This is a genomic window from Streptomyces sp. NPDC030296 (assembly GCF_055572815.1).
Map to the genome: position 1 here is coordinate 316312 of NZ_JBVICQ010000003.1, position 24879 is coordinate 341190.

Annotated in this window: 24 protein-coding genes; 12 read left to right on the forward strand and 12 right to left on the reverse strand. The window is 71.4% G+C overall.

Translation table 11 applies throughout. From position 1 onward, the window contains the following. Positions 1-3: 3 nt before the first annotated feature. The 6 genes from ACZ4Z3_RS09435 (at position 4) to ACZ4Z3_RS09460 (ending at position 6223) form a co-directional block, all read left to right on the forward strand. The gene (locus tag ACZ4Z3_RS09435) at positions 4-1620 is read left to right on the forward strand and encodes an ABC transporter ATP-binding protein (protein WP_468500822.1); all 1617 of its coding nucleotides are present in this window, start codon (positions 4-6) and stop codon (positions 1618-1620) included. Continuing rightward, entirely contained in the window at positions 1620-2744 is a 1125-nt protein-coding gene (locus tag ACZ4Z3_RS09440; protein ID WP_468500426.1) for an ABC transporter permease, read from the forward strand. Before ACZ4Z3_RS09435 ends, ACZ4Z3_RS09440 begins: the two co-directional genes overlap by 1 nt. Next, positions 2741-4015 carry an ABC transporter permease gene (locus ACZ4Z3_RS09445; protein ID WP_468500427.1) on the forward strand — a complete coding sequence of 425 codons (1275 nt, stop codon included), beginning with the start codon at positions 2741-2743 and terminating at the stop codon, positions 4013-4015. Before ACZ4Z3_RS09440 ends, ACZ4Z3_RS09445 begins: the two co-directional genes overlap by 4 nt. Beyond that, a complete protein-coding gene (locus ACZ4Z3_RS09450) occupies positions 4012-4404 on the forward strand; it encodes a cytidine deaminase (protein WP_055714431.1) in 393 nt (130 codons plus the stop codon). The genes ACZ4Z3_RS09445 and ACZ4Z3_RS09450 overlap by 4 nt, the downstream gene beginning before the upstream one ends. A gap of 101 nt (positions 4405-4505) precedes the next feature. Then, complete coding sequence (locus tag ACZ4Z3_RS09455) at positions 4506-5789, forward strand: thymidine phosphorylase (protein WP_468500823.1); 1284 nt, start codon at positions 4506-4508, stop codon at positions 5787-5789. A gap of 44 nt (positions 5790-5833) precedes the next feature. Beyond that, positions 5834-6223: an STAS domain-containing protein gene (locus ACZ4Z3_RS09460; protein WP_468500824.1), complete on the forward strand. Its 390-nt coding sequence runs from the start codon at positions 5834-5836 to the stop codon at positions 6221-6223. On the opposite strand, the gene ACZ4Z3_RS09465 is transcribed toward ACZ4Z3_RS09460, so the two are convergent. Then, entirely contained in the window at positions 6116-7126 is a 1011-nt protein-coding gene (locus tag ACZ4Z3_RS09465; protein WP_468500428.1) for a sigma-70 family RNA polymerase sigma factor, read from the reverse strand. The two genes, ACZ4Z3_RS09460 and ACZ4Z3_RS09465, sit on opposite strands and share 108 nt — an antisense overlap. 146 nt (positions 7127-7272) lie before the next feature. Further along, entirely contained in the window at positions 7273-8541 is a 1269-nt protein-coding gene (locus ACZ4Z3_RS09470; protein ID WP_468500429.1) for an MFS transporter, read from the reverse strand. A gap of 63 nt (positions 8542-8604) precedes the next feature. Here ACZ4Z3_RS09470 and ACZ4Z3_RS09475 point away from each other — a divergent pair, with 63 nt between their 5' ends. Then, a complete protein-coding gene (locus ACZ4Z3_RS09475; RefSeq protein ID WP_468500430.1) occupies positions 8605-9567 on the forward strand; it encodes a LysR family transcriptional regulator in 963 nt (320 codons plus the stop codon). 160 nt (positions 9568-9727) lie between these two features. Here the strand turns inward: ACZ4Z3_RS09475 and ACZ4Z3_RS09480 are convergent, their stop codons facing one another. Continuing rightward, positions 9728-10498 (reverse strand): prolyl oligopeptidase family serine peptidase, encoded by a 771-nt coding sequence (locus tag ACZ4Z3_RS09480; RefSeq protein WP_468500431.1) that lies wholly within the window; start codon positions 10496-10498, stop codon positions 9728-9730. 113 nt (positions 10499-10611) lie between these two features. Here ACZ4Z3_RS09480 and ACZ4Z3_RS09485 point away from each other — a divergent pair, with 113 nt between their 5' ends. Beyond that, entirely contained in the window at positions 10612-11772 is a 1161-nt protein-coding gene (locus tag ACZ4Z3_RS09485) for an adenosine deaminase (protein ID WP_468500432.1), read from the forward strand. Positions 11773-11911: 139 nt separating this feature from the next. Further along, positions 11912-12283: an ATP-binding protein gene (locus tag ACZ4Z3_RS09490; protein ID WP_468500433.1), complete on the forward strand. Its 372-nt coding sequence runs from the start codon at positions 11912-11914 to the stop codon at positions 12281-12283. A gap of 76 nt (positions 12284-12359) precedes the next feature. Here the strand turns inward: ACZ4Z3_RS09490 and ACZ4Z3_RS09495 are convergent, their stop codons facing one another. From ACZ4Z3_RS09495 to afsQ1, 5 genes are all read right to left on the reverse strand, one after another. Further along, complete coding sequence (locus ACZ4Z3_RS09495; RefSeq protein WP_055515954.1) at positions 12360-12560, reverse strand: PspC domain-containing protein; 201 nt, start codon at positions 12558-12560, stop codon at positions 12360-12362. Between the two features lie 126 nt (positions 12561-12686). Next, positions 12687-13238 (reverse strand): VanZ family protein, encoded by a 552-nt coding sequence (locus ACZ4Z3_RS09500; protein WP_404164146.1) that lies wholly within the window; start codon positions 13236-13238, stop codon positions 12687-12689. A 75-nt stretch (positions 13239-13313) separates the two neighbouring features. Continuing rightward, complete coding sequence (locus ACZ4Z3_RS09505; protein WP_468500434.1) at positions 13314-13958, reverse strand: hypothetical protein; 645 nt, start codon at positions 13956-13958, stop codon at positions 13314-13316. A gap of 41 nt (positions 13959-13999) precedes the next feature. Continuing rightward, on the reverse strand, positions 14000-15691 hold the full coding sequence (locus ACZ4Z3_RS09510; protein WP_468500435.1) for an ATP-binding protein: 1692 nt from the start codon (positions 15689-15691) through the stop codon (positions 14000-14002). Beyond that, positions 15589-16266, reverse strand: coding sequence for a two-component system response regulator AfsQ1 (afsQ1, locus tag ACZ4Z3_RS09515; protein WP_055515961.1), 678 nt, complete (start codon positions 16264-16266; stop codon positions 15589-15591). Before afsQ1 ends, ACZ4Z3_RS09510 begins: the two co-directional genes overlap by 103 nt. 276 nt (positions 16267-16542) lie before the next feature. Here afsQ1 and ACZ4Z3_RS09520 point away from each other — a divergent pair, with 276 nt between their 5' ends. Further along, positions 16543-17301 (forward strand): SigE family RNA polymerase sigma factor, encoded by a 759-nt coding sequence (locus ACZ4Z3_RS09520; RefSeq protein ID WP_468500436.1) that lies wholly within the window; start codon positions 16543-16545, stop codon positions 17299-17301. Positions 17302-17540: 239 nt separating this feature from the next. Here the strand turns inward: ACZ4Z3_RS09520 and ACZ4Z3_RS09525 are convergent, their stop codons facing one another. The 4 genes from ACZ4Z3_RS09525 to deoC all read right to left on the reverse strand — a co-directional run bounded on the left by ACZ4Z3_RS09525 (position 17541) and on the right by deoC (position 21813). Next, positions 17541-18170 (reverse strand): uridine kinase family protein, encoded by a 630-nt coding sequence (locus ACZ4Z3_RS09525; RefSeq protein ID WP_055524324.1) that lies wholly within the window; start codon positions 18168-18170, stop codon positions 17541-17543. Positions 18171-18540: 370 nt separating this feature from the next. Then, positions 18541-19428, reverse strand: a complete 888-nt coding sequence (locus ACZ4Z3_RS09530; RefSeq protein ID WP_468500437.1) for an aldehyde dehydrogenase family protein — start codon at positions 19426-19428, stop codon at positions 18541-18543. Beyond that, positions 19421-20857, reverse strand: coding sequence for an aldehyde dehydrogenase family protein (locus tag ACZ4Z3_RS09535; RefSeq protein WP_468500438.1), 1437 nt, complete (start codon positions 20855-20857; stop codon positions 19421-19423). Before ACZ4Z3_RS09535 ends, ACZ4Z3_RS09530 begins: the two co-directional genes overlap by 8 nt. Before the next feature lie 5 nt (positions 20858-20862). Beyond that, positions 20863-21813, reverse strand: coding sequence for a deoxyribose-phosphate aldolase (gene deoC, locus ACZ4Z3_RS09540; RefSeq protein ID WP_468500825.1), 951 nt, complete (start codon positions 21811-21813; stop codon positions 20863-20865). 436 nt (positions 21814-22249) lie between these two features. Here deoC and ACZ4Z3_RS09545 point away from each other — a divergent pair, with 436 nt between their 5' ends. Both ACZ4Z3_RS09545 and ACZ4Z3_RS09550 read left to right on the forward strand, forming a co-directional pair. Continuing rightward, positions 22250-22804: a PH domain-containing protein gene (locus ACZ4Z3_RS09545; RefSeq protein ID WP_468500826.1), complete on the forward strand. Its 555-nt coding sequence runs from the start codon at positions 22250-22252 to the stop codon at positions 22802-22804. Positions 22805-22972: 168 nt separating this feature from the next. Then, positions 22973-24793, forward strand: a complete 1821-nt coding sequence (locus ACZ4Z3_RS09550) for a hypothetical protein (protein WP_468500439.1) — start codon at positions 22973-22975, stop codon at positions 24791-24793. The last annotated feature ends 86 nt before the right edge of the window (positions 24794-24879 follow it).

The following is a 24879-nucleotide window of genomic DNA, read 5'->3' on the forward strand; positions in this document are numbered from 1 at the left end:
GCCATCAACGCGTCCAGCAGCCCTCCGGCCGACGCGGCGGTCAACGGTCAGGAGACCGCCGTCGAACTCGCCGGGATCACCAAGCGATTCCCCGGCGTGGTGGCCAACCACGACATCCACCTCACCGTCCGCAAGGGCACCGTCCACGCCCTCGTCGGTGAGAACGGCGCCGGCAAGTCGACCCTGATGAAGATCCTCTACGGCATGCAGAAGCCGGACGAGGGCACCATCGCTGTCGACGGCCACCAGGTGAGCTTCTCGTCCCCCGCCGACGCCATCGCGCGCGGCATCGGCATGGTGCACCAGCACTTCATGCTGGCCGACAACCTCACCGTTCTGGAGAACGTGGTCCTCGGCAGCGAGAAGCTCTACGGCATCGGTGCCAAGGCCCGCCGCACGATCAAGGAGATCTCCGACCGGTACGGCTTCGGGGTCCGCCCCGACGTCCTCGTGGAGGAACTCGGCGTCGCCGAGCGCCAGCGCGTGGAGATCCTCAAGGTCCTCTACCGCGGCGCCCGCACCCTGATCCTCGACGAGCCCACCGCCGTGCTGGTGCCGCAGGAGGTCGACGCGCTCTTCGCCAACCTGCGCGAGCTCAAGGCGCAGGGCCTGTCGGTCATCTTCATCTCCCACAAGCTGGGTGAGGTGCTCTCCGTCGCCGACGAGATCACCGTCATCCGGCGCGGTACGACCGTCGGTACGGCCGTCCCCGCCGAGACCACCCCGCGTCAGCTCGCCGAGCTGATGGTCGGCAGCGAGCTGCCCACCCCGGAGACCGCCGAGTCCACGGTCACCGACCGCGCCGTCCTGAGCGTCGACAAGCTGCGTCTCGTGGCGCCCGGCGGCAAGGTGCTCCTGGACGACATCAGCTTCACCATCCACGCGGGCGAGGTCCTCGGCCTCGCCGGTGTCGAGGGCAACGGCCAGACCGAGCTGATCGACGCGCTGATCGGTCTGAAGGCAGCCGACTCCGGCACCGTCCGGCTGGCCGACGACGAGATCACCACGTGGCCCACCCGCAAGCGCCGTGAGCAGGGCGTCGGCTACATCCCCGAGGACCGCCACCGGCACGGTCTGCTCCTGGAGGCCCCCCTCTGGGAGAACCGTATCCTCGGCCATGTGACCGAGCGGCCCAACGCCAAGGGCGTCTGGCTCGACCCGAAGGCCGCCCAGGAGGACACGCGCCGGATCGTCGCCGAGTACGACGTCCGCACCCCCGGCATCGACGTCACCGCCGCCTCCCTGTCCGGCGGCAACCAGCAGAAGCTGATCGTCGGCCGCGAGATGAGCCACAAGCCGCGCTTCCTGATCGCCGCCCACCCCACCCGCGGTGTGGACGTCGGCGCGCAGGCCCAGATCTGGGACCAGATCCGGGAGGCCCGCCGCGAGGGTCTGGCCGTGCTGCTGATCTCCGCCGACCTCGACGAGCTGATCGGCCTGTCCGACACCCTCCGGGTGATCTACAACGGCAAGCTGGTCGCGGACGCCGACCCAGCCACCATCACCCCGGAGGAGCTCGGCTCCGCCATGACCGGTGCCGCCACCGGCCACCTCGAACATGAAGAGACCCCCGAGACGCCGGGCAAGGCCCCCGAGTCTCCGGAAGGCGAGGCCCGCTGATGAAGAAGTTCGACAAGGAGCGGGTGCTCCTCGCGGTGGCCGGGCCGGTCCTCGCGCTCGCCGTCGCCTTCGTGCTGACCGCGATCGTGCTGCTCGCGTCCGGCAAGAACCCGGTCGAGCCGTTCTCGATCATGTTCGAGCAGGCGTCGTTCTCGGACATCCAGGTCCGGATCATCAACCAGGCGTCGCTGTACTACATCGCGGCCCTCGCGGTGGCCATCGGCTTCCGCATGAACCTGTTCAACATCGGCGTCGACGGCCAGTACCTGCTCGGCGCCATGATGACCGCGATCGTCGGCGCCCACATGGACCTGCCCGCGGCCCTCCAGATCCCGCTGCTGATGCTCACGGCGATCTTCACGGGTGCCTTCTGGGCCGGCATCGTCGGTGTCCTCAAGGTCACCCGCGGGGTCAGCGAGGTCGTCGCGTCGATCATGCTGAACGCGATCGCGACCTCGATCATCGGCTACCTCTGGCTGCCGGACGTCTTCGGCGTCAAGGTCGGCAACAACAACACCACCGGCGAGATGGCCGAGTCCGGCTGGGTCCCCGGCATCGACATGGGCGCCGCCGGCGAGATCTACGGCCTGGTCCTCCTCGCCGTCGCGCTCGGCGTCGGCTACTGGGTCGTCATCAACCGCACCCGCTTCGGCTTCGACCTGCGCGCCTCCGGCGCCTCGGAGACGGCCGCCGCGGCCAGCGGTGTCGACCCCAAGCGGATGATCCTCACCGCGATGCTGATCTCCGGCGGTGTCGCCGGCCTCGCGGGTCTGCCGATCCTGCTCGGCGACACCCACACCTACAGCCTGAACTTCCCCACCGGCATCGGCTTCCTCGGCATCGGCATCGCCCTGCTGGGCCGCAACAGCCCCGTCGGCATCGCCTTCGCGTCCCTGCTGTGGGCCTGGCTCGACAAGGCGTCGCCGGAGCTGGACTTCCACGGCTACGACAAGGAGATCGCGGTCATCATGCAGGGCCTGATCGTGCTCTCGGTCGTCGTCTCCTACGAGACCGTCCGTGAGTGGGGCCTGCGCCGCCAGCAGCGCCGCGTCGGCGCCGAGCTCGCCGCCGGGAACGTCCTCGGCGCGGACAACAACGTCAAGAAGGAGGTGGCTGGCCGATGACCACGAGCACCACCGCGACCGACCTCAACCAGCCCTCGCTGGAGCCCACCGCCCGCACCGGGCGGAAGATGTCGCTGCCCGTGCTGCTGCTGGTCATCGCCGGCGTCCTGGCACTCACCTCGCTCGTCCGCATCATCACCGGCGCGGACGGCATCACCAACGTCAGTCAGATGTCCACCGCGCTGGAGCTGGCCGTTCCGATCGGTCTGGCCGGTCTCGGCGGTCTGTGGGCCGAGCGCTCGGGCGTGGTCAACATCGGCCTCGAGGGCATGATGATCCTCGGCACCTGGTTCGGTGCCTGGGCCGGCTTCCAGTACGGCCCGTGGACCGGCGTTCTGGTCGGCATCGCCGGCGGCGCGGTCGGCGGTCTGCTGCACGCCTTCGTCACCGTCACCTTCAACGTCAACCACATCGTCTCCGGTGTGGCCATCAACATCCTCGCCCTCGGCGCCACCCGCTACCTCGCCCCGCTGGCCTTCGAGGGCCACCAGGGCGGTTCCGCCAAGCAGTCCCCGCCGGTCGAGTCCATCGGCGACTTCACCATCCCCGGACTGTCGGACGCGCTGACGGAACTCAACTCCAAGGGCTGGTTCTTCATCTCCGACCTCGCCGGCCTGCTCGGCGGTCTGGTCACCAACGTCTCGTGGCTGACCCTCGTCGCCGTCGCGCTGATCCCCGCCACCTGGTGGATCCTGTGGCGCAGCGCCTTCGGTCTGCGGCTGCGCTCCTGCGGTGAGAACCCGATCGCCGCCGAGTCCCTCGGCGTCAACGTCTACAAGTACAAGTACATCGCCGTGATCATCTCCGGCGGTCTGGCTGGCCTCGGCGGAGCCTTCCTCTCCATCGTCGCCAACCCCTTCTACCTGGAGGGCCAGACCAGCGGCCGCGGCTTCATCGGCCTCGCCGCGATGATCTTCGGCAACTGGATGCCGGGCGGCCTCGCCCTCGGCGCCGGCCTGTTCGGCTACACCGACAGCCTCAACCTGCGCGGCGGCTCGGAGAACGTCCACGCCCTGCTGCTGCTCGGCGCGCTGCTGCTGCTGATCGGCGCGATCTGGCTGGCCGTCCGCAAGAAGTTCGTCCCGGCCCTGATCACCGCCGTCATCGGCGCACTGGTGTTCACCTGGTACGCCACCACCAACGAGGTCCCGAACCAGGTCGTCGCCGCCACCCCGTACGTCATCACCCTGATCGTCCTCGCGCTCTCCGCACAGCGGCTGCGGATGCCGAAGGCGGACGGCCTGCCGTACCGGAAGGGACAGGGCAAGTGACCGCCGTCGACTGGGAGAAGCTGCGTACGGTGGCCCGGGACGCCATGTCCCGGGCGTACGCCCCGTACTCCGGCTACCCGGTCGGCGTGGCCGCCCTCGTCGACGACGGCCGGATCGTCTCGGGCTGCAACGTCGAGAACGCCTCCTACGGGCTCGGCCTGTGCGCGGAGTGCGGGCTCGTCTCGGAGCTGCAGAACAGCGGCGGCGGCCGCCTCACGCACTTCACCTGCGTGGACGGCAAGGGCGAGGTCCTCGTCCCGTGCGGCCGCTGCCGGCAGTTGCTGTACGAGTTCGGCGGCCCGGATCTGCTGCTGGAGACCCCCGGGGGGATCCTCCCTCTCTCGGAGATGCTGCCCCAGGCCTTCGGCCCGGACCATCTCACCAAGTAACTCCCGCGCGGCCCCTCCTGACGACCGGTCGGAGGGGCCGCTCCCTTTCCGATCCGCACCGGGTCGCTTTCGGAACCTTCGAAAGGAAAGCCATGACTGTGTTGTCGATGGACGCCATCTCCGTGATCCGCACCAAGCGGGACCGCGGTGAGCTGAGCGACGAGCAGATCGACTGGGTCATCGACGCGTACACCCGCGGGGAGGTCGCCGACTACCAGATGGCCGCCCTGAACATGGCGATCCTGCTCAACGGCATGAACCGCCGCGAGATCGCCCGCTGGACGGCCGCGATGATCGCCTCCGGCGAGCGCATGGACTTCTCGTCGCTGTCCCTGCCGACCGCCGACAAGCACTCCACCGGCGGCGTCGGCGACAAGATCACCCTCCCGCTGGCGCCCCTGGTCGCGGCCTGCGGCGCGGCCGTCCCCCAGCTCTCCGGCCGCGGCCTCGGCCACACCGGCGGCACCCTCGACAAGCTGGAGTCCATCCCCGGCTGGCGCGCCCTCCTCTCCAACGAGGAGATGCTGTCCGTGCTGGACGGAGTGGGCGCGGTGATCTGCGCGGCGGGCGACGGCCTGGCCCCCGCCGACAAGAAGCTGTACGCGCTCCGCGACGTCACCGGCACCGTCGAGGCCATCCCGCTGATCGCCTCCTCGATCATGTCGAAGAAGATCGCGGAGGGCACCGGCTCCCTGGTCCTCGATGTGAAGGTAGGCAGTGGCGCCTTCATGAAGACCATCGAGGACGCCCGTGAGCTGGCCTCCACGATGGTCGGCCTGGGCACGGACCACGGTGTGAGGACCGTGGCGCTGCTGACGGACATGTCCACCCCGCTGGGTCTGACCGCCGGCAACGCGCTGGAGGTCCGCGAGTCGGTCGAGGTCCTCGCGGGCGGCGGCCCGGCGGACGTCGTCGAGCTGACGATCGCGCTGGCCCGCGAGATGCTCGACGCGGCCGGCGTGAAGGACGCCGACCCGGCGAAGGCCCTGGCCGACGGCCGCGCCATGGACGCCTGGCGCCGCATGATCGCGGCCCAGGGCGGCGACCCCGACGCGGAGCTTCCCACCTCCCGCGAGCAGCACATCGTCAAGGCCCCCTCCTCGGGCGTCCTGACCCGCCTCGACGCCTACGACATCGGCATCGCCGCCTGGCGTCTCGGCGCCGGCCGCGCCCGCAAGGAGGACCCGGTCCAGGCCGCCGCGGGCGTCGAGATGCACGCCAAGCCCGGTGACACCGTCACCGAGGGCCAACCGCTGCTCACCCTGCACACGGACACCCCCGAGCGCTTCTCCTACGCGCTGGAGGCCGTCCAGGGCTCGTACGACATCGCCGCCGCGGGCACGCCGTTCACCCCGAACCCGATCGTGCTGGACCGCATCGCCTGAGCGGGCGGCCCCACATGGTCGACGCCGCTGTCGTCGTGTCCGCGATGAGTTCCGGGGGCCGGTCCGGTCTACCGATCGTGGATGCGACGACACCCGCCGTACTCGTGCTGCCAGGCCTCGTCACCCGGGACGAGGTGCCCCGGCTCTGTGCCGAGGTGCGCGCGCGACTGGAGGCGGACGGGGCGGGCGGTGTGGTGGTGTGCGACGTCGCCGGGATCGGGCCGCCCGGGCTGGGGGCCGTCGACCTGCTGGCCCGGTTGCAGCTCACGGCGAAACGGGCCGGGGGCCGCATACGGCTGCGGGACCCCGCCCCGGCGTTGTGCGCGCTACTGCGCCTGGTCGGGCTTGTCCTCGATGTGGAGGGGCAGGTCGAAGAGGGGGAACCAGCGGGCCGTGTCCAGGAAGCAGTGGAACCCGGCGATCCGGCCCTGTGATATCTCCAGCACCTGCACGGCCCAGGCGGTGAAGCCGCCCTTCTCCTCGTCGGGCTTGTACTGCGCGAAGCCCGGCAGGCCGTTCACCGCGACGGGCACCAGGTGCGAGCCGGCGCAGGCGGCACCCAGCGTGGTCATGAACCCGGTGATGTCGCCCGTGCCCGTCAGCCACAGGTCGAACGGCGGCATCGTCATCACCGCGTCCTCGTGCAGCAGGGCCGTCAGCGCCGTCATGTCGTACCCCTCGAAGGCGGCGACATAGCGCTCCAGCAGCTTCTGCTGCTCCTCGTCGAGCGGGTCGGAGACATCGCCCTCGGCGACCCGGCCTTCGCCGTCGCCGAGGGTGGCGCGCGCCCGCTGGAGCGCGCTGTTCACCGAGGCGACCGAGGTGTCCAGCAGCTCGGCGACCTCGCTCGCCTTCCACGCCAGCACCTCGCGCAGGATGAGCACGGCCCGCTGCTTGGCGGGCAGCTTCTGCAGGGCGGCGACGAAGGCCAGCCGCACGGACTCCTTGGCAACCGCCGCCTCCGCCGGGTCGGCGGTCGTCGGCAGCACCCGGGCGTCCGGGACGGGCTCCAGCCAGGTGTTGTCGGGGCGGGGGGCGAGGGCGGCCTGGGCGAGGGGCGTCGACTCGGTGAGATCCATGGGACGCGCCCTCTTGTTCCCCGCGGTCAGCATGTCCAGGCAGACGTTCGTCGCGATGCGGTACAGCCACGAGCGCAGGGAGGAGCGGCCCTCGAACTTCTCGTAGCTCCGCCAGGCCCGGATCATGGTGTCCTGCACGGCGTCCTCCGCCTCGAAGGACGAGCCGAGCATCCGGTAGCAGTACCCGGTCAGCTCGACCCGGTGCTTCTCCAGCCGGACGTCCAGATCCGCCGTCACCGTCGCCGTACCGTCACTCATGGCCAACCCACCCCTGTGGCTCATCTCCGTCACACGCACCAGTGCGCGCCAACACTCCGGAAGCTACCGCAGCCCACTGACAATGGCCCCCGGAGCGGAAGAGGGGCCAGGTCAGCGGGGTGTGGTGGAGCAGGGGGGAGGGGATGTCAGACGGTGGCGAGCCTCCGCTGCACGCGAGCCGCACGCGATCCCACGACGGTGATCGCCACGACCCCCAGCACGGCCAGCAGGCCCATGGACACGGTCCCGAGCCAGCCACCCGCGTGGAACGCCATCGCGCCGAGCGTGCTGCCCGCGCTGGACCCCACGTAGTAGGCCGACTGGTACAGCGCGGACGCCTGCGCCCGCCCCTCCTTCGCCGTGTGGCTGACCGCCGACGACGCCACCGCGTGCCCGGCGAAGAACCCGGCGGTGATCAGCACCAGCCCGATCAGCACCAGCGGCAGCGAACCGGACAGCGAGACCGACAGCCCGGCGGTCGTCGTACCGCCCGCCAGGTACAGCGCACCCCGCCGCCCCAGCCGCGCCACCAGCTTCCCGGCGGTGGAGGCGGACACCGTGCCGACCAGGTACACCAGGAAGACCGACCCGATGACGCCCTGCGGCAGCGAGAACGGGGCGTCGGTCAGCCGGTAGCCGATGACCGTGTACACGGCGCCGAAGACGGTCATGAAGAGCGCGCCGATGGCGTACAGCCGCCGCAGCAGCGGGTCGCCGAGGTGCGAACGGACCGTACGGGCCAGCACCGCCGGCCGCAGCGACCCCGCCACGAAGTGCCTCGGCGCGGGCAGCAGCAGACGGAAGGCCACCGCGCACCCCACCGCGATCAGACCGAGCACACCGAGCGCGACCCGCCAGCCCCACTCCTGCGCGACCCAGCCGGTCACGATCCGTCCGCTCATGCCGCCGACGCTGTTGCCGGCGACGAACAGACCGATCGCGGTGACGAGGGCCTTGGGGCGGACTTCCTCGGCGAGATAGGCGGTCGCCGAGGCCGGCACCCCGGCCAGCGCCGCGCCCTGCACGGCGCGCAGCACCACCAGCGCGCCCAGCGAGGGCGCGAAGGGGATCAGCAGCCCGACCGTGACCGCGACCGCCAGCGACGCGGTCATCACCGCGCGCCGCCCGAACCGCTCCGACAGCGCGCTCATCGGCAGCACGAACAGCGCCAGCGCACCGGTCGCCGCCGAGACCGTCCAGCTCGCCGCGCTCGCCGTGCCCCCGAAGTCGGTCGAGATCAACGGCAGCAGGGCCTGCGTGGAGTAGAGGAGGGCGAAGGTGGCGACCCCCGCGAGGAACAGCGCCAGGCTCATCCGGCGGTAGCCGGGACCTCCCGGCGCCACTCGGGAATCGGCGGGGGTGCTGACTGATCCGGCGCCCACCCTGGTGGACGCCTCGGTACTGGCGGAAGGCATGCCTCGAAACTACGTACGCCGTTACTCATCCGTCCAATGCATGGAACCCCCATAATCGTTCCCGTGATGCATCAGCGAAGGTCAGAGCCGCGGCTGTCACCGTCCGGTGACACAGAAGACATCGAGGACATCGTCCTGCGGCTCGCCCCCCGCCTCGCCTACTTCGCCGGTGTCGCCCGCACCGAGCACGTCACCCGTGCCGCGCAGGAGATGCAGGTCCCGCAGTCGACCCTGTCGCGGGCCATGGTCCGGCTCGAACAGGACCTGGGCGTCGACCTGTTCGCCCGCCGCGGCCGTACGGTGTCCCTCACCCACGCGGGCCGCACCTTCCACGCCTCCGTGGAACGCGCCCTCGCCGAGATCGAGCGGGCCGCCGACGAGGTCCGCGCCGACGCCGACCCGGCCACCGGCAAGGTCGCCTTCGGCTTCCTGCACACCATGGGCGCCGAGACCGTCCCCGGCCTCCTCCAGGCCTTCCGCGCCGAGCACCCCCGCGTCCGCTTCAGCCTCGTGCAGAACTACGGCGAGGCCATGATCGAACGCCTGCGCGCGGGCGAACTCGACCTCTGCCTCACCTCGCCCGTCCCGGACGCCCCCGACCTCGTCGCCCGCCGCCTCGACGAGCAGAAGCTCCGCCTCGTCGTCCCCGCCGACCACCGCCTCGCCGCCCGCAAACGCGTCCGCCTCGCCGAGGCCGCCGACGAAACGTTCGTCACCCTCGAACCCGGCTACGGCATGCGCCGCATCACCGACGACCTGTGCAAACAGGCGGGCTTCAAACCCCGTATCGCGTTCGAGGGCGAGGAGGCCGAGACACTGCGCGGCCTCGTCGCCGCGGGCCTGGGTGTCGCCCTGCTGCCCCCGCCGGCCGTGCCGAGGCCCGGCGTCGTGGAACTGACCGTCACCGCTCCCCGGGCGGCCCGGGAGATCGGCGTGGCCTGGCTGGCGGGTCACCCGGACACACCCCCGGTGGCCGCCTTCAAGAAGTTCCTGCTGTCGAGAAAGGGCCGCCTCCTGCACGACTGATCGTGTCTGGTTGTCCGCGTGTCTGCCTGTCTGCCTGTCTGCCTGTCTGCCTGTCTGCGTGTCCGCGTGTCCGCGTGCGCGGGGACAGCGCGGCCCGGCTCGGAGTCAGCAGGGGGACCCGCTCGGCCGCCCCCGCTCGCCGCAGGGCGCGTCGCGGCCCTCAGGCGCTCCACCGCGAGCGGGCGGCTCCGAAGCCGGAGGCGAGCGGCATCCGCAGGCCCAGCGGCGGCGGCGCGGCCAGCGCGTCCTCCAGGGGGCGCGCGAACGCCCGCCCGAAGAGCACCCCCATCACGAAGTCCGAGGCCAGTGCGTGCACCTCGTCCCGGTACTGGGTCAACCCGTGCCGGTCCGCGTGCACCTCGAACCGGCAGATGTCGGGGTTCGTCTTCTTCGCCCGCGCGGCGAACCGGAACGACAGCTCGGGATCGACCCGCTCGTCGTTCGTGCCGTGCACGATCAGCACCCGCCGCCCCGCGAGCTGTTTCACCGGTTCGGGTGTCGCCGCCGCGTCCTCCTCGGGCAGCCAGGGGGCGATCGCCAGCACGGAGTTGACGGCGTCGTGCCCCCCGGCGTGCAGCGCGGCGCGCGCCCCCATGTGCAGCCCGACCAGGCACACCGGCACGTCCCCGTACCGCCGGACCACCTCGTCCGCGGCCCACTCGGCGTCCCGTGCGAGCCGCGCCTCCGTGCCGTTCCAGCCGCGGTGGCGGTAGTGCACGACATGGGCCGCCAGGCCCTCTTCACGTCCCGCGCGGACCAGTCGGCGCCCCAGGGCGCGTACGGAGGCGGTGGCGACCATGGGGGAGGGCCTGCGGAGGGAAGCCTCGTCGCCGGCCGGGAGAAGCAGGACCACCGCGCCGACCGTGCTGGGCTCCGGACCGAACGTCCGCCCAAGTCGGGGCGTCCGTACCGGCATTGCTTGCTGCGCCATGACAGAACAGTGTCAGAAGAGATGGTGTACGCCACCCGTCCTGCGGGTCACCGTTGGGTATCGACGACACCGCCCGACAGGTGCTCTACGCGCGTAGGCGATATGGTGCGAAAATGACGAACCAGACTGACCGGACCGGAACCACCCCGGACTCGGACCAGATCCGCCGGGCGCCCAAGGTTTTGCTGCACGACCATCTCGACGGCGGGCTCCGCCCCGGCACCGTCGTCGAACTCGCCGACGCCGCGGGCTGCACCTCCCGGCTGCCGGAGACCGACCCCGACCGGCTCGGCGTCTGGTTCCGCGAGGCCGCCGACTCCGGTTCCCTGGAGCGGTACTTGGAGACCTTCTCCCACACCGTCGGCGTCATGCAGACCCGCGACGCGCTCGTCCGGGTCGCCGCCGAGTGCGCGGAGGACCTCGCCGAGGACGGTGTCGTCTACGCGGAGGTCCGCTACGCCCCCGAGCAGCACCTCGACGGCGGCCTGAGCCTCGAAGAGGTCGTCGAGGCCGTCAACGAGGGCTTCCGCGAGGGTGAGCGCCGGGCCAGGGCGGCCGGGCGCCGCATCCGTGTCGGTGCCCTGCTCACCGCCATGCGGCACGCCGCCCGCGCCCTGGAGATCGCGGAACTCGCCAACCGCTACCGCGACCTGGGCGTCGTCGGCTTCGACATCGCCGGCGCGGAGGCCGGCTACCCGCCCACCCGGCACCTCGACGCCTTCGAGTACCTCAAGCGCGAGAACAACCACTTCACCATCCACGCCGGGGAGGCCTTCGGGCTGCCCTCCATCTGGCAGGCGTTGCAGTGGTGCGGCGCCGACCGGCTCGGCCACGGCGTCCGCATCATCGACGACATCCAGGTCCACGAGGACGGCTCGGTGAAGCTCGGCCGGCTCGCCTCCTACGTCCGCGACAAGCGCATCCCGTTGGAGCTGTGCCCCAGCTCCAACCTCCAGACGGGCGCCGCCCGTTCGTACGCCGAGCACCCCATCGGACTGCTGCGGCGGCTGCACTTCCGCGCCACGGTCAACACCGACAACCGGCTGATGTCCCACACCAGCATGAGCCGCGAATTCGAGTACCTGGTCGAGGCTTTCGGCTACACGCTCGACGACATGCAGTGGTTCTCGGTCAATGCTATGAAGTCAGCATTCATTCCTTTCGATGAACGACTGGCCATGATCAATGACGTGATCAAGCCCGGATATGCCGAGTTGAAATCCGAATGGCTGTTCCGTCAAACGGCCTCCACCAGCGGATCTGTCGACGAATAGTGCCGAACAATAGATTCCGGGAGCGGCCGCGTGGAGGGCGACGCGGCCGCTTGTCGATGGTTGCCACCGGCGGGACTTTGATGTTTACGTTTCGGCACCGCTTACCACTTGTCGAACGCATTCCAAGGACGCATTCCACATGAAGCAGTCTGCTGCCAAGACCCTCGGTGTCGCCGCCCTCGGTGCCGCCATCGCCGCTGCGGGCGCGGGCGCCGCGAACGCCGCCCCGAGCATGCCGGCCGCTCCCGACGCCTCCCAGGCCGTGGGCACCGTCACCCAGTCGCTGCCCGTGGAGAAGGTGTCGAAGGCGCTTCCGGCTCCCGGCGGAGCCGTCACCCAGGGGCAGCGTGCGCTCGGCGCGGGTCTGGAGTCGATGCAGCCCGCCGCCGCCAACGTCCTCGCCGAGGGGCCGGCCGCCCCCGCCGGTGGCCTGCTGGGCGGCCTCCCCGCCGGCAAGCCCCTGCCCACCAAGGGCCTCGGCGTGAACGGCCTGCCCCTCGGTGGCGTCTGAGCGGACCGCTCCACTCGCACACCGATGGGGCGCACCCTGCGAGGGTGCGCCCCATCGGCGTGTCAGCGGAGATGCGTCACCACGCCGTGCGGGCCTTTCCCTCGGACGGGAACAGGATCCACAGGGCTATGTAGAGCAGGAACTGCGGGCCCGGAAGCAGGCACGACGCGAGGAACAGCACACGCATCGTGGTCGCCGAGGTGCCGAAGCGCCGTGCCAGCGCTGCGCACACTCCGCCGATCATCCGGCCTTCCGCGGGGCGGGCAAGGCGGCTCATGAGGGGCTCCTTCGTCAGCGTAGGACGTCGGCCACGGGCCGACGGTGGGGGCGGGGCCTCCTGGTGGCCGCCACTCTCTTTTCCACACCATCGACGCTACGGTGACGAAGCGGACGAAGCGTCCCTCTACGGAGCCATCCCGACCCTGGGAATCGTCGGGGTCCGACCCTGAGAATGCTCCTCACGGCGGTGGTCCGTCCGCACCCGGCTGTCCGCCCTGCGACGGAGCGCGGCCCTGGCCGCCGGGACGACGGCGACATGGGCGAGGCCCACACCGACCGCGTTCAGCAGGATGGAGTCGATGTCCACGACCTGGCCCGGCACCCCGGTCTGCAACAGCTCGACGGCCAGCGACAGCAGCGCCCCGGCCGCGACCGACCGGGCCAGCGAGGCGACCGGCGACACCGACAGCCGGCCGTGCACCAGTGGCAGCAGCACACCGAGCGGTGCCAGCAGCGCGAGCCCCTCACCGATCCGCAGGGCCGCCTCCGGCCAGCCCAGCGCCAGATCCGCTCTGATCCCCGCGAAGGGCCGCATGTTGGTCGGGCTCACCCAGGTGACGTCCAGCGGACGTAGCGTGATCCAGGCAACGACCGCGAGATGTGCGGCGAGGAGGACACCCCCCGCCGCACGAACACGGACCGCGGCACTACCGCCGCTCGTACCTTGACGCTGCACGCCCCCCAAGACGCGCCCTCCGGCGCGATCGGTTCCGCTCGATTTTTCCGGCGGCCCCGGGGCGGCGGAAAGGCGTCAGGAACCCGAGACCTCCGTCGAGGGCGGTATCCCCGCCCCCGGATCCGACTGGACGTCCGCGGCGCACTCGTACCGGCGCAGCGTGTCGGCGCTGGTGCTGCCCAGGACGACCGAGCCGTTGTCACCGGTCGCCGCCGTGTCCGCGAAGGTGCACACGATCTGCGCGAGGGCGTACTTGGGCAGGGCGTCGGGGGCGGTGGACAGCCGCAGGGCGTCGTCGGGGTCACCCGGCCGGGGGCCGGTCACCGTGATCCCGGGCGGCACGGCCGTGCGGTAGCCGGCCTCGTCCTCCACGCCCGACGGTGTCTCGCCCAGGGCCCTCAGGAGCCCCTGGGCGACGACCACGCGCCGTTTCGCCTCGTCCGTGCCGTCGGTGACCCGCACCGAGCGGTCGACGCGGACGAGCGCGCCGGAGCAGAGCAGGAACACCTCGACGGGCATCCCGGACGGGCCGGCCTGCGTCGCGAGGTCCGTCACCGACGACTCGCAGGGCACCATCGACGGCGCGGGACCGAAGTCCGTCGGCACCTGGGTGGCCCGGATGCCGCAGCCCGCCAGCAGTCCGGTGAGCACCCCGCCCGCGGTCAGGATCCGTATGCCCCGCACCCGCGCGGCCCGCCCCTGTCGCTCTCGCGTCCGCATCCGCCGTACCCGTGTGTCTCTCGCCGGCACCTCTCGTATCGTCACTGCCCGTCCCCCTCGGTGTCCTCCGTGCCGCCGTCGCCCTGGTCCCCGTCGCGTTCCCTCGCGATCAGCGGGGCGGCGTCCCTGGGCAGGCGCAGCGTGAAGACCGCCCCTCCCTCGGGGGAGTTGGCGGCGGTGATCCCGCCGCCGTGGATGTGGGCGTTCTCCAGGGCGATGGACAGGCCGAGGCCGCTGCCCTCGGAGCGCGGACGGGAGGCGCTCGCCTTGTAGAAGCGGTCGAACACGTGCGGGAGGACGTCCTGGGGGATGCCGGGCCCGTGGTCCCGCACCTGGATCAGCAGGTCCTCGCCCTCTTCGCGCACCGAGACCCGCACCGGTGAACCGCCGTGCTTGAGGGCGTTGCCGATGAGGTTGGCGAGGATCACGTCCAGGCGGCGCGGGTCGAGGTTGGCCATGATGCCGCGCTCGGCGTCCAGGTCCACCGCGTCCAGCCAGGCGCGGGCGTCGATGCAGGCGGTGATCTGGTCGGCGATGTCCACGTCGTCGAGGACCAGCCGGGCCGTGCCCGCGTCGAAGCGGGTCACCTCCATCAGGTTCTCGACGAGGTCGTTCAGCCGCCGGGTCTCGCTCACCACGAGCCGCACGGCGGGTTCGATCATCGGGTCGACGCTGCCGGTCTCCGCGTCCAGCTCCTCCTCCAGCACCTCCGTGACGGCGGTGATCGCCGTCAGCGGTGTACGGAGTTCGTGCGACATGTCGGCGACGAAGCGGCGGGACGCCTCCTCGCGGGCGCTCATGTCGTCGACCCTCTTCTCCAGGGACTCCGCCGCGAGGTTGAAGGTCCGTGAGAGGTCGGCCAGTTCGTCCGTGCCGGAGACACGCAGCCGGGTGTCGAGCTTGCCCTCGCCGAGCCGCCGGGCGGCCACCCCGAGGCGCTGCACCGGCTTCAGCACGGTCGTCGCCGCGGCCTGCGCGAGCAGCGCCGAGCCGATCAGCGACAGACCCGTCGCGATCCCCAGCGACCAGGCCAGCGAGTTGAGGTCCTCGGCCTCCTTCTCCAGCGACTTGCGCATGTAGGCGGTCGGACCGCCGCCGATCATCTTGGCGCCGCCCACCAGATACGGGGTGTCGCCGTCGATGACCCGCTGCCAGTACACGTGGTACGGGTGCTGGTTCCCGGAGGTGATCTTCTGCCGCTTGTTGACGGCCTTCTGCAGGGACGCGGGCACGTCGTCGAGGGAGAAGCCGTTCAGCGCGTTGTCGGTCGAGGAACCCGACACGGTCCGGCCGGCGGCGTCCTCGTCGATGAGGAGCACACCGAAGCGCTCACCGCCGTCGGCCATCTTGCGCGCGGCGATCCGCAGTTGGTCCTGGGAGGGGCTCGGGCGGAGCGTGCTCACATGGCTCTGCAGCTCACGCTCGAAGTCGTTCAGCGCCGCGTCCTGGGCACGGCTCTGCACGGCCTCCCGGTTGAGCCAGTACGCGATACCGGACGCCGACACGGCTGCCGTGAGCGCCACCAGCCCGAACACCACCACCAGTCGCAGCCGCAGGCTGGTGAAACGAATCCGGGACTGGACCTTCGTACGCGTCGCGGACCAGCCGCGGATCCCCCCTCGAGCCTTCGTCACTGAGGAACGTCCAGCCGGTAGCCCACGCCACGCACCGTACGGATCAGGGTCGGCGACGACGGCACGTCCTCGACCTTCGCGCGCAGCCGCTGGACGCACGCGTCGACCAGCCGGGAGTCGCCCAGGTAGTCGTGCTCCCACACCAGGCGCAGCAACTGCTGCCGGGACAGGGCCTGTCCGGGGCGCCGGCTCAGCTCCAGCAACAGCCGCAGCTCGGTCGGCGTCAGCTGGAGGTCCTCGCCGTTCTTCGTCACGGTCATGGCCGCGCGGTCGATGACGAGGCTCCCGAAGGTCGCCGCGTCATTGGCCTCGCGCTCACCGCGCCGCAGCACCGCGCGGATACGGGCGTCCAGCACCCGCCCCTGCACGGGCTTGACCACGTAGTCGTCCGCTCCGGACTCCAGACCCACCACGACGTCGATGTCGTCGCTGCGGGCGGTCAGCAGGATGATCGGCAGCTGGTCGGTGCGCCGGATACGACGGCACACCTCGAAGCCATCGATGCCGGGCAGCATCACGTCCAAAACGATCAGGTCCGGCCGCTGTTCGCGCAGCAGCTTGAGACCATCCTCGCCGGTGGCGGCGGTGGCGACACGGTGCCCCTGGCGCGTCAGTGAGAGCTCCAGGGCCGTGCGGATGGCGTCGTCGTCCTCGATCAGCAACAGGGAAGGCACGGGCTCATTCTGGCCCATGGCATGGCCACGAATCGACCGTTGAAGCGCTCCCACGCGACACCCGCACACGATCGTGCCGTTCGCGTAGCCGTACGACTCTTCTCTGTGAGCGCGCTGTGTCTTCCCTGGGGCCAACCCCTGTGACAGGTCTGTGACAGTCGGCGGACACGGCCATGAAAGTGGCCCGGCAATCTTTTCGGCACAGGCAGGAAGCACCGCGGCGGTCGAGCGCCGAAGCGGGGTGAGAGACCGGAACTCCACGACGGGGGGCGCGAGATGAACACGCTGCACAGCACCAGCACTAGCGCAGTTGTCACGCGTCTCCACGACGTCATCCGGAACACGGAGAAGTCCGGTGCCGTGAGCGGGCGGGGGTGCGCTCGCGGTACCGGGCGTCAGCACACCACGTACATGTCGGTGGTCGACGCACATGTGGGGGGAAGCACCACGGGGGTGGCCCACGGGGGAACGGGGGCCGCGTACGGGGAGGGCACGGGGGAGCGCCGTTCTGTGTCGGAGGCGGAGTTCACCGCCTACGTCCAGGAGCGTCGTGCCTCCCTGTACGCAACCGCCTACCACTTGACCGGTGACCGCTTCGAGGCCGAGGACCTCCTCCAGAGCGCCCTCTTCTCGACGTACAAGGCGTGGGACCGGATCAGTGACAAGGCCGCGGTCGGGGGCTACCTCCGCCGCACCATGACCAACCTGCACATCAGCGCGTGGCGCCGCCGCAAGCTGAACGAGTACCCGACCGAGGAGCTGCCGGAGACCGCCGGCGACACGGACGCGATGCGCGGCACCGAGCTGCGCGCCGTCCTGTGGCAGGCGCTCGCCCGGCTCCCCGAACTCCAGCGGACGATGCTGGTCCTCCGTTACTACGAGGGCCGCACCGACCCGGAGATCGCGGAGATCCTCGACATCAGCGTCGGCACGGTGAAGTCCAGCATCTGGCGGTCCCTGCGCCGTCTGCGCGAGGACGAGGTCCTCAGCTTCGGCCGTGACGAGGAGGAGTCCTTCGGGGAGCTTGTCGCCTGAAGGTCTGGGGGGAGCAGGGAAACCGGGGGATCACGGGGGATCCAGGGGAGATCGCGGTGGCGCGGGGGAGCGCCGCCGCGACAACCGGGGGGATCGGGGGAATCAGGGAAAACCGACGGGGCCACGAGGGACACGGGGTCACGACGGGGGACAACGGGGGAAGCGGGGCTGGAGGGCCGGGGGGTCCGTCCAGTCCCGCTTTTTTCATGTCGTTCGTGCAGCGGGGCTGAGGTCTGCTGCTAGGCCGGGGTCTGCGCGCGGCGGCCCGCCGCGGCCGACGCCAGCCGTCCGAGCGCCTCGTCCTTGTCGCAGGCGTGGGCGCCCAACTCCGTCTGCCGGGCCACGATCGAACGCTCCAGGCGCATCAGCCGCCAGCCGCGCCGCAGCAGGAAGGGCACCGACTTGCGACCCTCCCGCAGATCGCGCAGGAAGCGGCGGCGGAACGTCGTCACCGGGCCCCGGGTCAGGCACAGCGCGTCCGCGAGGACGCCGAGTTCGCGGCAGCGTCCCACGATCTCCGCGGCGAAGATGCCCTCGGCGATGAACAGCGGGGTCCGCTCGATGCTCAGGGACTCCCAGCCGGTGCGCGCGCTGAGCGAGATGTCGTACGCCGGGACGGTCGTACGGCTCGTGCGGCACAGCTCCTCGATCGCCGCGACGGCGGCGTCCGCGTCCCAGGACAGCGGATGGTCCCAGTCGATGTCCGTGCTGCCCTCCACCAGCGGCAGCGTCGGGTCGTCGCCCTCCTTGTAGAAGTCGTCGAGCCGCAGCACGGGCAGGCCGGAGCGGGCGGCGAGGAGGGATTTGCCTGAGCCGGACGGACCGGACAGCAGGACGACCCGGGTCGGTATCGGGGGATGCGAACTCACGAGAGTCCAGTGTGAGGCATCGCGCGGCTCCCGCCGAGTCGGCGGGTCGCCCTTGGAGCGCACATCACACCTCAACCACCGTGTGTGCCTCCATGCTTGCTTTCCGTAGTGGAAGGTGGCCACGCTGAAGGCTCGACACTCGGCCCCCGGTCCCCCTTCGCCCGGCGCGCGTTGCTCGCCGTCACGACCGCGGGCTCCGTGGACCCCCAGGCGGACAGCCGGACCCTGACCGGCGCCGTCGGCCACGTCACCGGCCCAGTCGCCGACCTCAAGCCCAACCCTCGCCGACGACGGGACGCGGGAAAACGCGCGGTCGGCCCGTGGACGACCCCCGTCGTCCACGGGCCGACCCGCGCCTGCCCCGGGGGCGTCAGTACGAGGAACCCGACGCGCCCAGCGAGCCCGTGGGGTGCCAGACCGTCTTCGTCTCCAGGAACGCCGTCATGCGGTCGATGCCCGGCGTCGCCGACCAGTCGTCCACAGGCTGTGGACGCAGTACCCGCTTCAGGTTGTCGGCCGCGGCGATCTCCAGTTCCTTGGCGAGGACGTCGTCCGCGCCGGCCAGGTCGATCGCGTTGACGTCCTGGTGCGCGGCGAGCGGCGTCGCGATCTCCGCCGTACGGCCGGACAGGACGTTCACGACACCGCCGGGCACGTCGGACGTGGCCAGGACCTCGCCGAAGGAGAGGGCCGGGAGAGGGGACTTCTCGCTCGCGACCACGACCGCGGTGTTGCCGGTCGCGACCACGGGGGCGACCACCGAGACCAGGCCCAGGAACGACGACTCCTGCGGGGCGAGGACGGCGACCACGCCGGTCGGCTCGGGGGAGGAGAGATTGAAGTACGGGCCCGCCACCGGGTTCCCGCCGCCCACCACCTGGGCGATCTTGTCGGTCCAGCCCGCGTACCAGACCCAGCGGTCGATCGTCGCCTCCACCTGGGCGGCGGCCTTCGACTTCGACAGGCCCTCGGCGCCGGCGACCTCGTGGACGAACTGGCCCTTGCGGCCCTCCAGCATCTCGGCGACCCGGTACAGGACCTGGCCCCGGTTGTACGCCGTGGCGCCGGACCAGGCGCCGAACGCCTTGCGGGCGGCGACCACCGCGTCACGGGCGTCCTTGCGGGAGGAGAGCGGCGCGTTGGCCAGCCACTTGCCCTTTGCGTCGGTCACCTCGTACACCCGGCCGCTCTCGGAACGCGGGAACTTCCCGCCGACGTACAGCTTGTAGGTCTTGAACACACTGAGACGATCAGACATCAAGGTACGCCTCCAGGCCGTGGCGGCCGCCCTCGCGACCGAAGCCCGACTCCTTGTAGCCGCCGAACGGCGAGGTCGGGTCGAACTTGTTGAACGTGTTGGACCAGACGACGCCCGCGCGGAGCTTGTTCGCGACGGCCAGGATCCGGGAGCCCTTCTCGGTCCAGATGCCCGCCGACAGGCCGTACTGGGTGTTGTTGGCCTTGGCGACGGCCTCGTCCGGAGTGCGGAAGGTCAGCACCGACAGCACCGGGCCGAAGATCTCGTCGCGGGCGATGGTGTGCGCCTGGGTGACGTTCGTGAACAGCGTCGGCGCGAACCAGTAGCCCGCCGAGGGCAGTTCGCACGCCGGGGACCAGCGCTCGGCGCCCTCCGACTCGCCCTTCTCGACGAGCGAGGTGATCCGGGTCAGCTGCTCCTCGGAGTTGATCGCGCCGATGTCCGTGTTCTTGTCGAGCGGGTCGCCGAGGCGGAGCGTCGACAGGCGGCGCTTCAGGGAGTCCAGCAGCTCGTCCTGGATCGACTCCTGCACCAGGAGGCGGGAGCCCGCGCAGCAGACCTGGCCCTGGTTGAAGAAGATGCCGCTCACGATGCCCTCGACGGCCTGGTCGATCGGAGCGTCGTCGAAGACGATGTTCGCGCCCTTGCCGCCGAGCTCCAGCGTGAGCTTCTTGCGGGTGCCGGCGACCGTCTTCGCGATCTCCTTGCCGACGGCCGTGGAGCCGGTGAAGGCCACCTTGTCGATGTCGGGGTGCGCGACCAGGGCCGCGCCGGTGTCGCCGTACCCGGGGAGGATGTTGACGACACCCTTGGGCAGGCCCGCCTGGCGGCAGATGTCCGCGAAGAACAGCGCCGTCAGCGGAGTGGTCTCGGCCGGCTTGAGGACGACCGTGTTGCCGGTGGCCAGGGCCGGGGCGATCTTCCACGCCAGCATCAGCAGCGGGAAGTTCCACGGGATGACCTGGCCCGCGACGCCCAGCGGCCGGGGGTTCGCGCCGAAGCCGGCGTGGTCGAGCTTGTCGGCCCAGCCCGCGTAGTAGAAGAAGTGCGCGGCGACCAGGGGCAGATCGGCGTCGCGGGTCTCCTTGATCGGCTTGCCGTTGTCCAGCGTCTCCAGGACCGCCAGCTCACGGCTGCGCTCCTGGATGATGCGGGCGATACGGAAGAGGTACTTCGCGCGCTCCGAGCCGGGCAGCGCCGACCACTTCTCGAACGCCTTGCGGGCCGCCTGCACGGCGCGGTCGACGTCGGCCTCGCCGGCCCGGGCGATCTCGGAGAGGACCTCCTCGGAGGCGGGGCTGACGGTCTTGAAGACCTTGCCGTCGGCCGCCTCCGTGAACTCGCCGTCGATGAACAGGCCGTACGAGGGCGCGATGTCGACGATCGCGCGGGACTCGGGGGCCGGGGCGTACTCGAATACGGATGCCATGGTGATCAGTCCACCGTCACGTAGTCGGGGCCGGAGTAGCGGCCGGTGGCCAGCTTCTGGCGCTGCATCAGCAGGTCGTTGAGGAGCGAGGAGGCTCCGAAGCGGAACCAGTGGTTGTCCAGCCAGTCCTCGCCCGCCGTCTCGTTGACCAGGACCAGGAACTTGATCGCGTCCTTCGACGTGCGGATGCCGCCGGCCGGCTTCACGCCGACCTGGACACCCGTCTGGGCGCGGAAGTCGCGGACGGCCTCCAGCATGAGCAGGGTGTTGGCGGGAGTGGCGTTGACCGCGACCTTGCCGGTCGAGGTCTTGATGAAGTCCGCGCCCGCGAGCAAGCCGAGCCAGCTGGCGCGGCGGATGTTGTCGTACGTCGAGAGCTCGCCGGTCTCGAAGATGACCTTCAGACGGGCGGCGCCGCAGGCCTCCTTCACGGCGACGATCTCCTCGTGGACCTTCAGATAGTGGCCCGCGAGGAACGCGCCCCGGTCGATGACCATGTCGATCTCGTCCGCGCCGGCGGCGACCGCCTCCCGCACGTCGGCCAGCTTGACCGACAGGGGGGCGCGGCCCGCCGGGAAGGCGGTGGCGACCGAGGCGACCTTCACACCGGACCCCGCGACGGCCGCCTTGGCGGTGGCGACCATGTCGGGGTACACGCACACCGCCGCCGTGGACGGGGTGGTGCGGTCGATGGGGTCGGGGTGGACCGCCTTGGCGCCGAGCGCCCGGACCTTGCCCGGGGTGTCCGCGCCTTCCAGCGTCGTCAGGTCGACCATGGAGATGGCCAGGTCGATGGCGTACGCCTTGGCGGTCGTCTTGATGGAACGGGTGCCGAGGGAGGCGGCGCGCGCCTCCAGGCCGACCGCGTCCACACCGGGCAGTCCGTGGAGGAAGCGGCGCAGTGTGCTGTCGGACGCGGTGACGTCGGCTAGGGCGTGGGGTGCGGCAGTGGACATGGTCACCAGACGAGCATATCTACGCGCGTAGCGGGTGTACACCCCCGAAGTCTTCTGGAGGCGGGTGGTGGGGGCCGGGCCGGGGGCCTGCGGGGGCGTGGCCGGGGTCGAGGGAAGCGCGGGCCGGGGCCGTGTGCGGGGTGGACGTGGGGTGTCGTGCAGAATCGGAAGTATGACCACCCCGGATCGACCGTCGTCCCAGGAGCAGCCGGAAACCCGGAAGCGCTCGGCGGCCTCGACGTCATCGGAGGGCACGCCGTCCTCGGAGACCCCGAAGACCGAGCCCGCGCCCGACACCGCGCAAGCCCGGCCGCGGCAGACGCCCGCGGCGGCCCCGCGGTCCGCCGAGCCCGCGAAGCCCGCCACACCGGCCACTCCCGCCAAGCCGGTCTACAAGGACCGTGCCTACCGGTCGCCCGGCGGTCTCGCCGGCGGTGTGCTGCTGCTCGGCCTCCTCGGCTGGCTCGGGACGGACGCGGTCATCAGCGGGGACGGGCGTACGCCCTGGCTGGCCCTGGCCGTGCTGCTGCTGGCGGTGCCGCTGGTGGTCGCCTTCTCGGTACGGCCCGCCGTCTTCGCCAACGACGACCGCCTCCGGGTGCGCAACCCGTTCCGCGTGATCGAACTGCCCTGGGCCTCCGTCGTCTCGCTGCGCTCCGGTTACTCCAACGAGGTGATCGACGAGGCCGGGACCAAATACCAGCTCTGGGCCATCCCGGTGTCGCTTCGCGCCCGCAAGAAGGCCGCCCGGCAGCAGTCCCGGGAGTCCGGCAGGGCCGCCAAGGGCGACAGCAGCGGCCGTACGTCGCTGGAGGAGCGGACCTTTCGCGCCGAGACCGACCAGATCATGGCCGACCTGCGCGAGCTGTGCGAGGCCCGCGCGAAGGCGCCGGGGTCGCAGGGGGCGCCGACCGTCCGCTGGGCCTGGGAGGTCATGGCGCCGGCGGCGGCGGGAGCCGTACTGCTGACGATCCTGATCGCGGTGGGGTGAGCGCGGGGGCGCGGAACGCCTGACGAGGGGGCCGGGACGGACGTGAGTCTCGGACGTAAGTCGCCGCCGTCCAGCCGCGAAGGGCACCCGTACTGAGAGCTCGTCAGAGCCGGGCCGTACGGTCGTACGAATGATGAGCACCGTTGCGGTCCGAGTGTCGGGGTAGCCATGAGCACGAGCATCGAGTCCCCGGGGCGGCCGTCGCGCAGGCTGCCCGAGTCCGCCGTGCCCGAGGGCTGCCCGGCCTGGAGCGGTGAGAAGGCACGGCTGTGGGCGCGGGCGCAGCCCCCATTGTGGGTGCCGGTGCGGATGCGGTCCCTGCATCTGCTCGCCCTGGCCATGGTCGGGCTGACGGCCGGGTTCTGGCTGGCCAACTCCCGTGACGTACCGCCCGCCCTCGCCGCGCTGGTCCCCCTGCACCTGGTGTGGACCCTGGCGCGCCCCGAGGTGCTGCGGGTCTCCGGCCCCGTACTGACCCTCGTCCTCGCCTGGTACGGCGGCACCCACGACCTGCCGATCCTCGTGGGCTTCCTCCTGGTGAACGCCGCCTGGGCGCTCGCCGAGTTCCGGATGAGCGCGCGGCGGACGCAGCGGATGTGGGCCGTGAGTGCCGCCGAGGGCGTCACCGCCGTGGTGCCGGAGGGGATCGGGCCGTTGCGGCGCGGGCGGTTCCTCATCGCGCTGGGGCTGGTGCTCGCGGCCCTCGGCGGGGCGTTCGTCCTCGTCGCGTCCGGGTGGGAGGCGCCCGCCGACCGGCGGGAGGCCGTGCTGGCAGGGTGGTTCACGGTCGACTGGGGGCTCACCGCGCTGGCCTCCGGTCGGCTGGCCCGCCGCCGCGCCGCCGCGCTGCGCGGAGCCCCCGCTCCTGTCCTGCGGGTCCTCGTGCGCGACGGCGCCAACGGTGACGTGGAGGTCTTCACCGCCGACGACGTGGCGGCGCTGCGGCCGATGTTCACCGTCACCGCCGAGGAGTGGTACGACGACGATGACGACGAGGAGGACGAGGAGGCCCGCCTGCTCAAGGAGAAGGAGCTGGAGGCGCTCCTCGACTCCCTCGACGCCGACGCGGAGGAGGCGGCACAGCCCGGCCCCCTGCGCGAGGCCGTCCTCTACGGAGTGCCGTACGACGGCGGCGAACTCGTGATCGTCAGCGCCCCCGAGGACGCGCGGACCGGCGCCGAGGAAGCCCAGGCCGAGGAGGCCCAGGGCGATGAGGCCCAGGGCGATGAGGCCCAGGGCGCGGGGGAGCGGGAGGCGCCGGAGGGCGTGCGGGAGCCGGGGGGCGGCGGCGGTTCGGGGGACGAGGAGTTCGTCGTCGAGTCGTCCATGGCGCCGGTGCGGGCCCTGTCCGAGCGGGCGGTACGGCTGCGGATCGCGGCGGAGAAGGCGCGGGCCCGGCGGGCCGCGGTGTACGGGGACCGGCGCGCGGCCGCCGCCGACGGGCTCACCGAGCGGCTGGCGTCCGGGGAGGTACGGCGGTGGCGGGCCGGCTGGCTGGACCGGGCCGTCTGCCTGGTGGTCGTGCTGTGGGCGGCGCTGATGGTGCTGGGCGAGGTCGGCGGATGGCGGTACGTCCCGGGCGCCCTCCTCGGGTTCATCGGCGCCCTGCTGCTGCCGCGCATGGCGGCGTGGCGCATCACCGCCGACCGTGACGGGCTGTGGTTCAACGGCCTGCGCGAGGTCCGCCACATCGAGTGGGACCACCTCATGACCGTCCGGTGCGAGGGCGGCGAACTGAAGCTGGACAGCCGTCGGCCCCGGTTCGGCTCGGCCTGGACGGCGCACGCGCCCCGCTGGGGCCGGCTGGAGCGGCGGTTCGGACTGATCCACCCGTACGAGCGGACGGCCGCCGAGATCACCGCGATGTGGCGGGACCCGGCACTGCGGCCCACGCAGGTGAGCGGCGAACGCGAACGGGGCCGAGCGCTGTGGCCGCTGGGCGTGGTGCTGGGGCTGGTGTGGGTGGCGGCGTTGGTGTTGGTGCCGTAGGCGCGGGCGCGCACGGCGGGAGCCCGCCGGAGAGCCACGTGGGCAACGACGGGCGGACACGACGGAAGCCCCGGCCGACGATCGTC

Excerpts from the sequence above, each read along its gene's own strand:
- ACZ4Z3_RS09460 (WP_468500824.1), top strand. The coding sequence starts at position 5,834 with ATGAGTTCCGGGGGCCGGTCCGGTCTACCGATCGTGGATGCGACGACA.
- ACZ4Z3_RS09470 (WP_468500429.1), bottom strand. The coding sequence starts at position 8,541 with ATGCCTTCCGCCAGTACCGAGGCGTCCACCAGGGTGGGCGCCGGATCA.
- ACZ4Z3_RS09530 (WP_468500437.1), bottom strand. The coding sequence starts at position 19,428 with ATGTCTGATCGTCTCAGTGTGTTCAAGACCTACAAGCTGTACGTCGGC.
- ACZ4Z3_RS09495 (WP_055515954.1), bottom strand. The coding sequence starts at position 12,560 with ATGAGCCGCCTTGCCCGCCCCGCGGAAGGCCGGATGATCGGCGGAGTG.
- deoC (WP_468500825.1), bottom strand. The coding sequence starts at position 21,813 with ATGTCCACTGCCGCACCCCACGCCCTAGCCGACGTCACCGCGTCCGAC.
- ACZ4Z3_RS09465 (WP_468500428.1), bottom strand. The coding sequence starts at position 7,126 with ATGAGTGACGGTACGGCGACGGTGACGGCGGATCTGGACGTCCGGCTG.
- ACZ4Z3_RS09520 (WP_468500436.1), top strand. The coding sequence starts at position 16,543 with ATGAACACGCTGCACAGCACCAGCACTAGCGCAGTTGTCACGCGTCTC.
- ACZ4Z3_RS09445 (WP_468500427.1), top strand. The coding sequence starts at position 2,741 with ATGACCACGAGCACCACCGCGACCGACCTCAACCAGCCCTCGCTGGAG.
- ACZ4Z3_RS09550 (WP_468500439.1), top strand. The coding sequence starts at position 22,973 with ATGAGCACGAGCATCGAGTCCCCGGGGCGGCCGTCGCGCAGGCTGCCC.
- ACZ4Z3_RS09480 (WP_468500431.1), bottom strand. The coding sequence starts at position 10,498 with ATGGCGCAGCAAGCAATGCCGGTACGGACGCCCCGACTTGGGCGGACG.
- ACZ4Z3_RS09535 (WP_468500438.1), bottom strand. The coding sequence starts at position 20,857 with ATGGCATCCGTATTCGAGTACGCCCCGGCCCCCGAGTCCCGCGCGATC.
- ACZ4Z3_RS09505 (WP_468500434.1), bottom strand. The coding sequence starts at position 13,958 with ATGCGGACGCGAGAGCGACAGGGGCGGGCCGCGCGGGTGCGGGGCATA.
- ACZ4Z3_RS09485 (WP_468500432.1), top strand. The coding sequence starts at position 10,612 with ATGACGAACCAGACTGACCGGACCGGAACCACCCCGGACTCGGACCAG.
- ACZ4Z3_RS09490 (WP_468500433.1), top strand. The coding sequence starts at position 11,912 with ATGAAGCAGTCTGCTGCCAAGACCCTCGGTGTCGCCGCCCTCGGTGCC.
- ACZ4Z3_RS09440 (WP_468500426.1), top strand. The coding sequence starts at position 1,620 with ATGAAGAAGTTCGACAAGGAGCGGGTGCTCCTCGCGGTGGCCGGGCCG.